The organism is Propionivibrio sp. (assembly GCF_049316945.1).
Taxonomy (GTDB): Bacteria; Pseudomonadota; Gammaproteobacteria; order Burkholderiales; family Rhodocyclaceae; genus Propionivibrio.
Map to the genome: position 1 here is coordinate 40478 of NZ_JBMOJE010000020.1, position 12942 is coordinate 53419.

At 57.0% G+C, this 12942-nt stretch carries 13 protein-coding genes; 5 read left to right on the plus strand and 8 right to left on the minus strand.

The genetic code is table 11. From position 1 onward, the window contains the following. On the plus strand, positions 1 to 1308 hold the full coding sequence (locus ACOYNV_RS06840; protein ID WP_422899006.1) for an adenylosuccinate synthase: 1308 nt from the start codon (positions 1 to 3) through the stop codon (positions 1306 to 1308). A gap of 407 nt (positions 1309 to 1715) precedes the next feature. Continuing rightward, complete coding sequence (locus ACOYNV_RS06845) at positions 1716 to 2054, plus strand: STAS domain-containing protein (RefSeq protein ID WP_422899007.1); 339 nt, start codon at positions 1716 to 1718, stop codon at positions 2052 to 2054. A gap of 138 nt (positions 2055 to 2192) precedes the next feature. On the opposite strand, the gene ACOYNV_RS06850 is transcribed toward ACOYNV_RS06845, so the two are convergent. The 6 genes from ACOYNV_RS06850 to ACOYNV_RS06875 all read right to left on the minus strand — a co-directional run bounded on the left by ACOYNV_RS06850 (position 2193) and on the right by ACOYNV_RS06875 (position 7823). Next, entirely contained in the window at positions 2193 to 2513 is a 321-nt protein-coding gene (locus tag ACOYNV_RS06850) for a heavy metal-binding domain-containing protein (protein WP_422899008.1), read from the minus strand. Positions 2514 to 2539: 26 nt separating this feature from the next. Further along, positions 2540 to 2839, minus strand: a complete 300-nt coding sequence (locus ACOYNV_RS06855; RefSeq protein WP_422899009.1) for a helix-turn-helix domain-containing protein — start codon at positions 2837 to 2839, stop codon at positions 2540 to 2542. A gap of 65 nt (positions 2840 to 2904) precedes the next feature. Continuing rightward, positions 2905 to 3936, minus strand: a complete 1032-nt coding sequence (gene mltB / locus ACOYNV_RS06860; RefSeq protein WP_422899010.1) for a lytic murein transglycosylase B — start codon at positions 3934 to 3936, stop codon at positions 2905 to 2907. Next, the gene (locus tag ACOYNV_RS06865; protein WP_422899011.1) at positions 3933 to 5951 is read right to left on the minus strand and encodes a transglutaminase TgpA family protein; all 2019 of its coding nucleotides are present in this window, start codon (positions 5949 to 5951) and stop codon (positions 3933 to 3935) included. Before ACOYNV_RS06865 ends, mltB begins: the two co-directional genes overlap by 4 nt. After that, entirely contained in the window at positions 5932 to 6894 is a 963-nt protein-coding gene (locus tag ACOYNV_RS06870) for a DUF58 domain-containing protein (protein WP_422899012.1), read from the minus strand. The genes ACOYNV_RS06865 and ACOYNV_RS06870 overlap by 20 nt, the downstream gene beginning before the upstream one ends. Continuing rightward, positions 6894 to 7823 (minus strand): AAA family ATPase, encoded by a 930-nt coding sequence (locus ACOYNV_RS06875; RefSeq protein ID WP_422899013.1) that lies wholly within the window; start codon positions 7821 to 7823, stop codon positions 6894 to 6896. The genes ACOYNV_RS06870 and ACOYNV_RS06875 overlap by 1 nt, the downstream gene beginning before the upstream one ends. 122 nt (positions 7824 to 7945) lie before the next feature. On the opposite strand from ACOYNV_RS06875, the gene ACOYNV_RS06880 reads away from it, so the two are divergent. From ACOYNV_RS06880 to bamC, 3 genes are all read left to right on the plus strand, one after another. After that, positions 7946 to 8872, plus strand: a complete 927-nt coding sequence (locus tag ACOYNV_RS06880; protein ID WP_422899014.1) for a histone deacetylase family protein — start codon at positions 7946 to 7948, stop codon at positions 8870 to 8872. A gap of 116 nt (positions 8873 to 8988) precedes the next feature. Next, positions 8989 to 9867, plus strand: coding sequence for a 4-hydroxy-tetrahydrodipicolinate synthase (gene dapA, locus ACOYNV_RS06885; protein ID WP_422899019.1), 879 nt, complete (start codon positions 8989 to 8991; stop codon positions 9865 to 9867). A 23-nt stretch (positions 9868 to 9890) separates the two neighbouring features. Continuing rightward, complete coding sequence (bamC, locus tag ACOYNV_RS06890; protein WP_422899015.1) at positions 9891 to 11030, plus strand: outer membrane protein assembly factor BamC; 1140 nt, start codon at positions 9891 to 9893, stop codon at positions 11028 to 11030. Positions 11031 to 11143: 113 nt separating this feature from the next. Here the strand turns inward: bamC and ACOYNV_RS06895 are convergent, their stop codons facing one another. Both ACOYNV_RS06895 and ACOYNV_RS06900 read right to left on the minus strand, forming a co-directional pair. Next, positions 11144 to 11641, minus strand: coding sequence for a nucleoside 2-deoxyribosyltransferase (locus tag ACOYNV_RS06895; protein WP_422899016.1), 498 nt, complete (start codon positions 11639 to 11641; stop codon positions 11144 to 11146). Positions 11642 to 11816: 175 nt separating this feature from the next. Next, entirely contained in the window at positions 11817 to 12662 is an 846-nt protein-coding gene (locus tag ACOYNV_RS06900) for a patatin-like phospholipase family protein (protein ID WP_422899017.1), read from the minus strand. Positions 12663 to 12942 lie beyond the last annotated feature (280 nt).

Genomic DNA, 12942 nt, shown 5'->3' on the forward strand with positions numbered 1-12942 from the left:
ATGGCTAAGAACGTCGTAGTAGTTGGCACGCAGTGGGGCGATGAAGGCAAGGGCAAGATCGTCGACTGGTTGACCGATCACGCGCAGGGTGTGGTGCGCTTTCAGGGTGGTCACAATGCGGGTCACACGCTCGTCGTCGGAGAAAAGGTCTACAAGCTCAACCTGGTACCCTCCGGGATTGTTCACCCAGGCATCAACTGCTATATAGGCAACGGTGTCGTACTGGATATTCACCACCTGCTTTCGGAAATCAAGGAATTGGAAGCCGGTGGCATCGAAGTGCGTTCGCGTCTCAAGATCAGCCCGGGCTGCCCGCTTATCCTTGGCTACCACTCGGCACTGGATCAAGCTCGCGAGGCGGCCAAGAGTGCTGGCGCCAGGATCGGCACCACTGGCAAGGGAATAGGGCCGACTTACGAAGACAAGGTTGCGCGTCGCGCTCTTCGTGTTTACGACCTTTTCTATCCCCAGCGTTTTGCCGAAAAGCTCAAGGAAAACCTCGACTATCACAATTTTGTTCTGACCCGGTATCTGGGTGCCGAGGCGGTCGATTACGAAACAGTTCTCACGCAGGCGATGGCCGACGCTGAATTGATCAAGCCGATGGTTGTCGATGTTTCCGCCGCACTGTACGCCGCCAACAAGACCGGCCAGAACCTGCTTTTCGAAGGTGCGCAGGGTGCCTTGCTTGACATCGACCATGGCACTTACCCTTTCGTTACCTCGTCGAATTGCGTTGCCGGGCAGGCATCAGCTGGAGCGGGTGTCGGTCCGGGCATGCTGCACTACGTACTGGGTATCACCAAGGCCTACTGCACCCGCGTTGGCGGCGGGCCTTTCCCGAGCGAACTCGATATCGAGACAGCAGGTGTCCCCGGGAATCAGATGTCACAGAAAGGGCGTGAGTTTGGAACCGTTACCGGACGCAAGCGTCGCTGCGGATGGATCGATATGCCTGCGCTCAAACGCTCAATTCAGATCAATGGAGTGACCGGATTGTGCATCACCAAGCTCGACGTGCTTGACGGTCTTGCCGAGTTGAAGATCTGTACCGGTTACAAGTTATATGGAAAAATTATCGACTTGCTGCCGATGGGATCTGATGAAGTGGCTGATTGCGAACCCATTCTGGAGAGCATGCCAGGTTGGACTGAATCCACGGTGGGTGCGACCACGCAGGAAATGCTTCCTGCCGCAGCACGTGCTTATCTCACGCGTATTGAAGCATTGTGTGAAATCCCGATCGACATAATATCGACTGGGCCGGAACGTAATGAGACAATTTTACGCCGTCATCCATTCGCGTGAATTGACTGACTCATAACAGGCGCGTTGGTGTTCAGGAAAGCCGGCATTCTGCCGGTTTTTTTTCATTCTGGGCACAAGATTCGCGGTTAACCAGTCCCATCCCCGGACTGAAGAAGATTATTTTCGGGAAGATAATCGACAACCACCTTGCTCTGTAAGTGGTGTTCCGCATGAACATTCCTGTTCGTGCGCGACGAGAATCCAGAAATTCGCCCCGAAGGCACGGCTTCCTGTTGCATAGTCCGAAAAATATTTCTCATAAAGAAATTGAACCACTCCGGAAATCGGAACTCAAAACAAAAAATAATAATAAGTTTGAAATACTGCCCACTGTTTAGCTTGGTACTTGGTACTCAAACGGTGCGGTCGTGTGTGCAGGGAACCAAATAAACGGCAAAGGAAAGTCAATGGAAAATTTACTCCAACCCAGTGAAAGTCCCTTTCTCCTCAAGTTTGACGGCAAGATGACCTATCCTTTTTACCGGGAGTTGGAAGAGAGAGTTACCGACGCGATGCAACGTTACAAATGCCTGGAAATTGATCTCTCGGAAGTCAGCGAGATTGATCTTTGTGGCCTCCATCTGGTCGGATTGCTACAAAGCGCCGGGGTGATTGTTGCCGCTTCGCCAATCGTCGAACAAGCGTCCAGGAACCTTTTTTCGACGCTCCGTTCTGCTGCCCTCGGCCGTGCAGTAAGAAGTGAGCGCATGGCCAAGATCCAGGCAAACGAATCGCGAACAAGATAGGGCTTTTTCCGGCGCCTACTCCTGGCGGCATGGAACTGGAGGTGTATTACGAGGATCTGCGGCAGTCCAGCCTTGCCACGGCGCAATCCAGCAATCCTGCAATCACCATGCGCTAGGCGAATAGCCAGGATCTCGCATTCACTCCACGATGACCGCCGTGCCACTGGCCGTCACCATCAGCATCCCGTTTTTCTCGCCAAGGACTTCGTAGTCGATATCAATGCCGACGACGGCGTTTCCGCCGAATTCATGCGCTTGTTCTGAAAGTTCTTCGAGCGCAATTTGGCGGGCATGCCTTAGTTCCTTTTCGTAAGCTCCAGAACGTCCGCCAACCAGGTCACTGATGCCGGCAAACATGTCTTTGAGCAAGTTGACGCCGATCACGGCTTCGCCGGCAACGATGCCGCAGTATTTCTTGATGTGCTTGCCTTCAATTGAGGGTGTAGTGGTCAGTTCCATGAGGCCTCCAATCAATAAATGGTCTTTTATTCCGGTGTATCCGTCGTGCGCAGAAATTCGACAAGTTCCAACACCCTTTTCTCAGGGGCATAGGCAATGTGCAGAAGAAGCTGAACAGGCATTGGGATATTTCTGCCTGATTCGTAACGAGAACTACCTGACTGCGTCAGCCCCAGCTTTTTCCAGAATGCAGTTTGATTCAGCCCCAGCTTGTGACGATGCGCTCTGGCGGCGGCACCATCGGTCAAAAACAGTTTTGGCAATTTCATGGTATATCCAATCAAAATCAAAGTAACTAAAAAATCAATCTTGGATAATTCTAACATTACTGTGGGCTCGCCCCGCTATCACCACGTAACTCCCACAGGGCGATCCAGCGCAGGCATGCCTATTATTCGTTTCTCATGCCATGCGCTTCGCGTAACGCTTCAGCCAGTTGAAACACCGACATCGCGTAGAAGCTCGACCGGTTGTAGCGCGTGATTACGTAGAAATTATCGAATCCGACCCAGTATTCAGTCGGCTGATTGGGGGTCACAAGGTCGATCAATGCGGCTGGTCGTTCAGCCAGTCCTTCGGAATTTCCTGCAGCAAATACGCCCTGTTTCGCCAATTCCTGCAACGGAGCAGCCGGTTTGATGCCAGCAGCGATCAGCGCCGTCGGGTCGCCTTCCACTCTGGCCGGCAGGGCAATCGGGGCCTTCGCTTGCCAGCCGTGCATGTTGAGAAAGCGGGCGACGCTGCCGATGGCGTCGGTGTTGCTTTGGCGCAGATCGATGCGGTCGTCGCCGTCGAAATCCACTGCGTATTTTCGCTGGCTGCTCGGCATGAACTGGGGAATGCCGATGGCGCCAGCGTATGAGCCCTTGATCTCAAGCGGACTGACGCCGTTTTCCCTTGCCAGCAGCAGGAACTGTTCGAGCTCGCTACGGAAAAACGGGGCGCGCGGCGGATAGTCGAAAGCCAGCGTGGCCAGCGCTTCGAGAACGCTGAAGCTGCCCATGTTGCGACCGTATTCGGTTTCGACGCCGATGATGGCGACGATGATTTCCTGCGGGACGCCGTAGATGGCCTCGGCCCGTGCCAGTTCGGCCTGGTTTTCCTGCCAGAAGCGGGTGCCGTTGCTGGTGCGTCGTTCGTTGACAAAGCGCACCCGGTAGCGCTGCCAGGAACGTTGCAGTTCCGGTACCGCCGGCGGCCGGATGGCGCGCAGCACGGTGGCGTTGGAATGAATGCTGGCGAACTGGCGGGTCAGGTGGGCAACATCGAATCCATGTTGTTCGTGCATGTCGAGGATGAAGGCGCGAACTTCGGACGCTTCGCTGAACGGCGGGGTGCGGGGTTGCGTCTTTGCGGCGTGGCCGTTGAGCGGAGCCATTCCAACGAGAACGCCGAACAGCAAGGTGGCTAATTTATTACTCAATTCCTTTTTCTCCATGATGAAGGCAGTGGTTGTGGCCGCAGTTGGGTAAGATGCCGTGTGCATGACTTCAGTTCTTGCAGTTGTTCCGCGTCGCCGGAGCCGTAGTGCAGGTCGGCAAAATGGCCCGCCGCTTCTCTGGTCAGTGCGCCCAGTTCCGGTCGTTCACGCGCGACACGAGAGGCGAAATCCAGTGGACCTTCCCAGTCTGCGCGGATAATTCCAAACCTCTTGAGCCGGTTGCAGAAGCATTGCCAGGCGCGCAGTGCGGGGGGCGTCCTGCTGCGCTGATGGAGCGTCCATAACGTGACGATCAGTAGCGCGATGCCGCATAGCGTCGCCAGCGCGGCAGTCATTTTTCGCCAATCGGGTTCGCCGAATCCGAGTCTGGAAAGCACCTCTCGCTGACGTTGCGGATTGTACCCGAGCACCCACTGATTCCAGGTGTTGTTTGCTGCTTCCCAGCGGTTGCGAAGGTCGCGCAGCCAGTCGCTATCGATGCGGATCAATGCCGGTAGCGGGTCTCCGGCGGGCAGTGCGGCTTCGATTCCCCGTTCGATCCGCGAGGGAGCGACGGCCGCGGTCGGATCGACCCGAACCCAGCCCTTTTCGGCCAGCCAGATTTCGGCCCAGGCGTGAGCGTCGGACTGGCGCACCGTGAGATAGCCGTCGACCGGATTGATCTCTCCGCCCTGATAGCCGGTCACCACACGCGCTGGCACACCGGCGGCACGCATGAGAAAGACATAGGCAGAGGCGTAGTGTTCGCAGAACCCGCGCCTTGTGCTGAACAGGAAGTCATCGGCCGCATGCTGGCCGAGCAGTGGTGGACGCACGGTGTAAAAGAAGGCTTCCTGCTGGAACAGGCGCAACACGGCGTTGGAAATCTGCTCCGGTGACTCGAGTTTTTCCCGCCACGATTCAGCCAACTCGCGGGAACGCGGATTCAGTCTGGGCGGTAGCCGCATCGCCTGTTGCAGCACGGCAGGTGTTTCCTGCCGATTAGCAATAAAGTCGATTGACGAGGTGAAAGCGAAACGTGCCCGGCTGCGTATCGGCTCTTTGGCGAGGGTTTCAAGTGTCGGGAAAAGCGCGCTATCTTCCGGGAGTGAGAGCGGCAGGTCGAGAGCCAGCAGCCAGCGCTGGTTGTGCGGTTCGAGCGTGGTGACATAGCTGACGGTCTTGCCCTTACCTTCGACAACAGGCGGCTGGCCTGGCCTCCGGGGATCCGGTGCACGGGCACGCCAAGTCTGGCCATCATAGTCATCGAACACCGGGCCGCGCCAGTAGAGACGTGATTTTTCCGGGGGCGCGCCGGAAAACTGGACACGGAAGGCGATGGCGCCTGACTGGATCAGGTTATTCAGCGAGCCCGGTGACATCCGGTCGGAAAGGCCGGTGAGCCCGGAATAGGCGTCCTGTGGCAGACCCCAGAGCGGGCCGGAGACGCGCGGGAAGAGCAGGAAGGCAATCAGCATGAAGGGAATGGCCTGCGCCAGCAGGAGACCGGCGTAACGCACAATGGCGCTAATCGGTTGGGCACCGCCGTAAAGCCGGAGGAGCGTGGCCGTGAGCAGCGTCGCGGCACAGAGCAGCCACAGCCCGGTCGGTATGCTTTGCGAGTAGAAATAATGCGTGAGCAGCAGAAAGAACCCTAGCATGACGACGACCATGGAGTCGCGGCGGGTTTTCATTTCCATCGGCTTGAGGGCCATGAACAAGACCAGCAGAGCGACGCCAGCATCCTTGCCGAATAAAGTACGAAACTGCCAGCCGATGCCGGCGACACTGGCAACCACCAGGAGCGTCAGTAGCCAGCGGGCGGGCAGGCGGGCGTTCTGATGCCAGAGCCAACTACGCCAGATAAGCGCGCTACTGACGAGCAGTGTCAGCCAGAGCGGGAGATGGCCGGCGTGCGGGGCCGCCGTGGCCACAGCCACCGCCAGCAACCACGGGATGGCGCTGTGTTCGAGCGCTGCCGTTGACTTGGCGGGCGGTTTAGCTGGTTTTTTCGCCATACAAGGCCAGCACTTCGAGGCAGGTGTCGCGATGGATGTTTCCCTGATCCGGCGCGAGTTCGCGGCCGGGCAGGCGCAGACCGTAGCGGGTTTGGCTTCGCTCGGCGGCGATCACCCAGCCAGTGAGCAGGGAAATCTTCGTTTCCAGCGTGCTGGAGGCCGGTGTCAGCGACAAGTCGAGCCAAAGTTCTTCGGCTGCGCCACCGGCGAATTGCTTGATCAGCAGCGGGCGGTTATCGAAATCGCGCGCCACGGCTTTCCAGGCGATGTGCCGCGGCGAGTCATTCGGCTGACGCTGGCGCAATCCAGTAAAGTCTTCCTGACCGTTGTCGCCCTGCCGCTGTCCGCTGTGCGATACGGCCGAGGGGGGCGGCAGGGGCGTCTCGATCGGCCTCGGATAGACCAGGCAGGAAAGCCGTGGGTGCGGGTAGCTCCAGGCGTGAAACAGGCCAAGCGGATAGCATGTCGAGAGCGTGATGCGACCAGGGTCAAGGCGGCCACGAACTTTGGCCGGGCAGGGAATGGCAATCATGGCTCGTTCCCCGGCCGGGATGTCGAGCGAGACGCTTTCCTGTTTTTCGAAGGCCAGATCAAGCGAACGGCGAGCTTGCCGATGCGTGTTTTCAAGAAGCATCTGGAAGTTCGCGATCTCTCCGGTAAAGACAGGGTCTGCCCGGCCCGGGCTGAGACGCAGTGCAACCAGGTTGCGGAAGGTGTGCACCATGGCCACGACGCCCAGACCGGCGAGCAGAAAAACCAGCGCGTGGCCGAGACTCAGGTTGTAATTGATGGCACCAAGCAGCATGACAACCAGAACAATGGCAAAAAGCAGTCCGGTGCGCGTCGGGATGATGAAGATTCGACGCTGGGTGAGGACAATGGGCAAGTGTTCGTCACGACCAAAGCGGAACAGCCATTGCTTTAGCTGCGGGATGAGGGGCATCAGGCAACCGGGGTGGCGTGGATCAGGTTGGCGATATCCTCGGGGCGGGCATGATTGGCGCTATTCACCAGACGTAGCCGGTGACAGGCAACGCCAGGCAGGACGGCCTGCACATCTTCCGGCAGAACCATGGTCCGTCCGTCGATGAAAGCCCAGGCGCGAGCGACGGCGAGTAGCGCGAGGGCCGCACGCGGGCTCAGGCCGTGGATGAACTTCGGGCTGTTGCGCGTGGCTTCGATCAGTGTCTGCAGATAGTCGAGCAGGGCCGGTGAGACATGGACGGCAGCCGCCTGTCTTTGCAGCGGGATGAGTTGATCGGGCGAGAAGCAGGCGGCCAGCGCCGGCAACTGTTCGCGTCGGCCACCGCCTTCGAGCAATGCCCGCTCGGCGTTGTGATCCGGGTAACCGAGTTCGATACGCAGCAGGAACCGGTCAAGTTGCGATTCGGGCAGCGGAAAGGTGCCGATCTGGGTCGAGGGATTCTGCGTGGCAATCACGAAGAACGGCTCGGGCAAAGGGCGTGTTTCGCCATCCAGGGTGACCTGCCGTTCTTCCATTGCTTCGAGCAGGGCGCTTTGAGTTTTCGGCGTGGCGCGATTGATCTCGTCGGCCAGCAGTACCTGCGAGAACAGGGCGCCGGGGAGAAACCTGAATTCATTGCGTTCGCGGTCGAAAATCGAGATGCCGATAACGTCTGCCGGCAGCATGTCGCTGGTAAATTGAATGCGTGAGAACTGCAGGCCAAGCAGACGAGCCAGGGTATGCGCCAGGGTGGTTTTGCCGACGCCGGGCAGGTCTTCAATCAGCAAGTGGCCGCGCGCCAGAAGACAGGCCAGAGCGAGCCGAATCTGCCCTTCCTTGCCGAGAATGATCCGGTTGGCGGCAGCGATGACTTCGGTGATGGTTGATGGTTTTCCGGTTGCTTGCATGGCGGATGGTTTGAATGGTTGTCGTAATGGAGTGATTGGGCTGATAATGAGAGACGATCAGGGGAGTGATTTTTACCTATTTTAGGCTGAATCCCGTCTCTATAAACGTCAGGGAGACAACAGTGACAAGTACTGCCTTCATTTCACACCGCGACTTTTATTTGCATGACATGGGTTCTTTCCATCCGGAAAGTCCGGCGCGTTTAAGCGCGATCAACGATCATATGATCGCCCAGGGGCTTGATCATTATTTTGTTCATTACGACGCTCCACTGGCGACTTTTGAGCAACTGATGCGCGTGCATTCCGCATCACATCTGGAACGTTTGAAGCGTAGTTCTCCGGCACTGGGTGTTGTTCACCTTGATCCGGATACGGCCATGAATCCGCATACCTGGCAGGCCGCATTACGGGCGGCGGGGGCAGGGGTGATGGCCGTTGATCTGGTGATGGGGGGCAAAGTCCAGAATGCCTTTTGTGCCGTCCGCCCGCCAGGTCACCATGCCGAGCGGTCGAATGCGATGGGCTTCTGTTTCTTCAACAACATCGCCGTTGCTGCATCGCACGCACTCAAGGCGCATGGTCTTTCGCGGCTGGCTATTGTCGATTTCGACGTTCATCATGGCAATGGAACCGAGGACTGCTTCAAGAACAACAATCAGGTGCTGATGGTTGGCTTGTTCCAGCATCCGTTTTATCCCTACAGCGGCACCGACAACCCGGCGCCCAACATGCTCAATGTGCCGCTTGCCAGCGGGACGAACAGCGAAGAGTTTCGCCAGATGGTAAGTGATGTCTGGCTGCCAAGCCTTCGCGATTTCAAGCCTGAGATGATTTTTATCTCGGCAGGTTTTGATGCCCACCATGAAGACGATATGGGCAGCCTGAAGCTGCATGAAAAGGATTACACCTGGGTGACCGAGCAGATCAAGGACATTGCCGAGGAGACAGCGCAAGGGCGAATTGTCTCGATTTTGGAGGGGGGCTATGTTCTGTCGGCACTGGCGCGTTGCGTTGGCGCTCACATCAAGGTTCTGGCAGGTATCTGAGTGGCTTTCCCCAACCCCCATGTCAGCCGGTTTTCGATAACTGCGTTTAACGTGGTCTGTCGGTACTCCTTCGGTTAGAATCGCAGGCTTAACTTTTTGGTGCTTTACACATGAACATGATTACTGGATCCATTGTTGCGATTGTTACTCCGATGCACGAGGACGGAAGCCTTGATCTGGGCGGCATGCGCCAACTTGTCGACTTTCATGTGCAGGAAGGTACCGACGCCATAGTCGTCGTCGGCACCACCGGTGAATCGCCGACTGTCAATATCGAAGAACATCACCAGTTGATCCGGCTGGTTGTCGAGCAAGCCGCCGGCAGGATTCCGGTAATCGCCGGGACAGGAGCCAATTCAACGGCTGAAGCCATCGAGATGACGCATTTCGCCAAGCAGGCGGGCGCCAACGCCGCGCTGTCCGTCGTGCCTTACTACAACAAGCCGACCCAGGAAGGCATGTACCAGCACTTCCGGGCGATTGCCGAGGCGGTGGATATTCCTGTCATTCTCTACAATGTTCCCGGTCGTACCGTAGCCGACATGAACAATGACACGGCCTTGCGCCTGGCCCAGATCCCGAATATTGTCGGCATCAAGGATGCAACCGGAAGTATTGATCGCGGCAGCGAGTTGATTGCCCGTGCGCCGGAAGGTTTTGCTATCTATAGTGGCGATGATCCCAGCGCTTGTGCTTTGATTTTGCTGGGTGCCCAAGGCAATATTTCAGTGGTGGCCAACGTTGCGCCGCGTTTGATGCATCAAATGTGTTCGGCGGCCCTGAAGGGCGATCTGATCAAGGCGCGTGAATTGAATTTCACCATGCTCGGTCTGTATCGCCAGATGTTCTGCGAGGCTAATCCGATCCCGGTGAAGTGGGCGTGTCAGCAACTCGGCCTGATCAAGGAAGGTATTCGCCTGCCATTGACGGCCTTATCCCCAGAGTGCCATGAGCGTGTTCTCGTGGCCATGCGTCAGGCGGGTTTGCTGGTTTAATTTCAGGCTTCCAGGAATAACCGATGAAATTTGTTGTTTTGCGTCTGACGCTATGTTCTTTGGCGGTAATGCTGGCCGGTTGCAGCAGTATCGGTCTGGAATCCAAGAAAATTGACTATAAATCAGCCTCGACCGTAAAGGTGCCGACGCTTGAGATTCCTCCAGACCTGACCTCGCCAGCACGAGATGATCGCTTCGCGGTGCCGGATACTGCTGGAAAGGGGACGGCAACCTTTTCGGCTTATTCCGGTGAACGCTCGCCGCAGGCGCGGGCGCAGCAACAGAGTGATGTTCTGCCGCAAGTAGATAAGGCGCATATAGAGCGCTCGGGGAATCAGCGCTGGCTTGTCGTGGCGGAAACGCCGGACAAGCTTTGGGGGCCGGTCAAGGATTTCTGGCAGGAAACGGGTTTCCTGATCAAGCTTGAATTGCCTGAAGCCGGTGTGATGGAAACCGACTGGGCAGAAAATCGGGCCAAAATCGGTCAGGACATGCTGCGAAATTTACTGGGTAAAGTTCTCGATTCGCTTTATTCGACAGCCGAACGCGACAAATTCCGCACGCGGCTTGAACCCGGTACGGTGCCGGGTACCACGGATATTTTCATCAGCCATCGCGGCATGTATGAAATCTACGTGACCGAGGGAAAGGATCAGACCAAGTGGCAGCCGCGAGAGCCGGATCCGGAACTTGAGGCGGAAATGCTGCGTCGCTTGATGGTGCGCTTCGGGAGTGATCAAAAGCGAGCGGATGCTCAAATTGCCGCATCAAAAACCAAACCAGTCGATCGAGCCAAGTTGTCGCGCGGCAATGACGGTGCCGGTACGCTCGAGGTACAGGAGTCGTTTGACCGTGCCTGGCGTCGTGTCGGGTTGGCACTTGATCGTGTCGGTTTCACGGTCGAGGATCGTGATCGCTCGAAGGGGTTGTACTTCGTTCGCTATGTCGACCCGGAAACCGATGGGCAGAAGAAAGACGATGGTTTCCTTTCCAAGCTGGCATTCTGGAAGGGGGCGACACCCAATTCCCAAACGCGCTACCGTATCTTCGTCAAAGACAGTGGTGGTTTGACGACAGTGCAGGTGCTTTCCTTCGAGGGCGGTATTGACCAGTCAGAAACTTCAAAGAAGATCCTGAGCTTGCTCTACGACCAGTTGAAGTAGTAGTTTTCTCTGTCCGGCGTTGTCCGGACTAGAACAGGAAAGCCCGGAAAATTCCCGGGCTTTCTTCGTGGACCTGCTGCATTTTCCGGCATGAATGCCACCGGACCCCTGAGTCAGGCGATTGCCGGCCGTGCCCGGATGGCCTGCAGACAAGCCTCAAGGCCGCCTTCGACGATATGGGACGGGATCGCCAGCATGAGGTTGCAGGGGAGATTGAAGTTTTCGATGAGCATTCCCTGGCCGTCTGTCAAAGGGGCGCCTGGTGCTGGAAGGGCACATTGTCCGTGGGCGATTTCGACGCGTTTGGCCAACGTATCAAGGCGTGTTACATAACCGCAGATTTTCTTGCCCAGCGCCAAGGCGTAGCCCAGTTCGAAGGCCGTTCCCGAATCCGGTTCTGACCCGCGAAACGGATCGAGATTGGCAACGACAATCTGTGCCTTGCGAATCATGGCGATGTTGGCCTGAAAGATGCGCTCGGGTTCATCTTCTCCATGATCGATTGGTAGCAAGGGTTTGAATCCGTACCGGAGGCAGAGTTCCCGGGCAGATTCTGCCCATGCCAAGACGTCAGGACGAAAAACATCGGGGCCAGCAAGATAGATTTTCATAATGCAAGAATGAGGTTGGGAGATTCGTTACGGGGATAATTGATCGCGCAGCGCAGCATGGCTTTGGACCGCTGCATGACTGACTGGATACGAGATCATACCCTCTTGATCGCTTGGGTGGACGGAAAGCCTTCAGTTCGTCGGCACGCAATCAACCCAAGCTCAGCGGCCTGATTCAGGCACCGATCGACGCACAGAAACTTTCTCCGTCACGCCGGCCGAGGTCGTAGGTGGACTGCACCGCTGCATCATTGGTGTAGTCCCAGGCAGCAACCGGAATCGGCTGCGATGGCTGAACGTAGGTTCGGCCGGGGATCGATGGCAGCGTTGTGAATTGGCGGGTGAGCAGCACCAGAGTTTGGCCGTGCTGTTCTGCCTCGTCGTCCATCGGCACGTTGCTGACCAGGCCGCCATCAAGGAGAGCGATGCCGTTGCGTCGAGCCTGTGGCGTCAGGGGGGGTGTGCAGGAAGAAGCAATGATCAGGTCGGCCAGCGAGTCAGGCGTGAAGCATTCGCGAACCGAGATGAACAACGGCTTGAAGCCGATGCGGCAGCCGATTGAAGAATGGACAAACTCATCACCCACCGCATCAATGCCGGTGGCAATCATCCCCAGTAACAACGCCATGCCCGGAGACGCCCAGCTTGGCGGACATGAAATGAGGACATTGATCTCAGGCCCCTGGTGCAAGCGTGCCAGTGCCGGTTCGTTGATACTTCCCAGTATCGCTTCGCGGTACATGTTGCCGTGCGGGAAGACGGGTTGCTCGCGCAGCAGGTTGCGCAGGTTGAAGTTGCTGCCATTGGCCGCAAGGGATTTTTTGTAGCGACGGAAACCCTTGTCAAAGGTGCCCGCGAACAGCGCGCAGGCAATCGCCGAACCGGCGCTGACCGCATTAACCCGGCTCGGTCTGAGCCTTAAAGCCGCCGCCGCCACGGACCAGAAACCCGCCTGCCAGAAGCAGCGATTGCCGCCTCCGGCGAAGACGACGTTTTCATAATGAACGGTATTTTCAGTCACGAATGATCGTGCAGAATTTCGCTGGCGGTAGTTCATGCCGCGCATCGGAAAACCCACCGTTGGACAATGACTTTTTACCGCATGCTCAGAGAACATGGAATTGGCTCCCCCGATAATCACTATCAATTTACTGACCGAGAACTGTTGTGAAATCGTAGGTCTTTGCCGACCGGGCGGAAATACCGCAACTGCCTTATTCTGCATAAGCTGATATCGGTATTGCCGGTAAGGAACGGCTACGAAATAACTTCCCGATTTTATCTTCTCACCTGCATTGATC

Excerpts from the sequence above, each read along its gene's own strand:
- ACOYNV_RS06840 (WP_422899006.1), top strand. The coding sequence starts at position 1 with ATGGCTAAGAACGTCGTAGTAGTTGGCACGCAGTGGGGCGATGAAGGC.
- ACOYNV_RS06845 (WP_422899007.1), top strand. The coding sequence starts at position 1,716 with ATGGAAAATTTACTCCAACCCAGTGAAAGTCCCTTTCTCCTCAAGTTT.
- ACOYNV_RS06850 (WP_422899008.1), bottom strand. The coding sequence starts at position 2,513 with ATGGAACTGACCACTACACCCTCAATTGAAGGCAAGCACATCAAGAAA.
- ACOYNV_RS06855 (WP_422899009.1), bottom strand. The coding sequence starts at position 2,839 with ATGTTAGAATTATCCAAGATTGATTTTTTAGTTACTTTGATTTTGATT.
- ACOYNV_RS06865 (WP_422899011.1), bottom strand. The coding sequence starts at position 5,951 with ATGGCGAAAAAACCAGCTAAACCGCCCGCCAAGTCAACGGCAGCGCTC.
- ACOYNV_RS06870 (WP_422899012.1), bottom strand. The coding sequence starts at position 6,894 with ATGCCCCTCATCCCGCAGCTAAAGCAATGGCTGTTCCGCTTTGGTCGT.
- ACOYNV_RS06875 (WP_422899013.1), bottom strand. The coding sequence starts at position 7,823 with ATGCAAGCAACCGGAAAACCATCAACCATCACCGAAGTCATCGCTGCC.
- dapA (WP_422899019.1), top strand. The coding sequence starts at position 8,989 with ATGATTACTGGATCCATTGTTGCGATTGTTACTCCGATGCACGAGGAC.
- bamC (WP_422899015.1), top strand. The coding sequence starts at position 9,891 with ATGAAATTTGTTGTTTTGCGTCTGACGCTATGTTCTTTGGCGGTAATG.
- ACOYNV_RS06895 (WP_422899016.1), bottom strand. The coding sequence starts at position 11,641 with ATGAAAATCTATCTTGCTGGCCCCGATGTTTTTCGTCCTGACGTCTTG.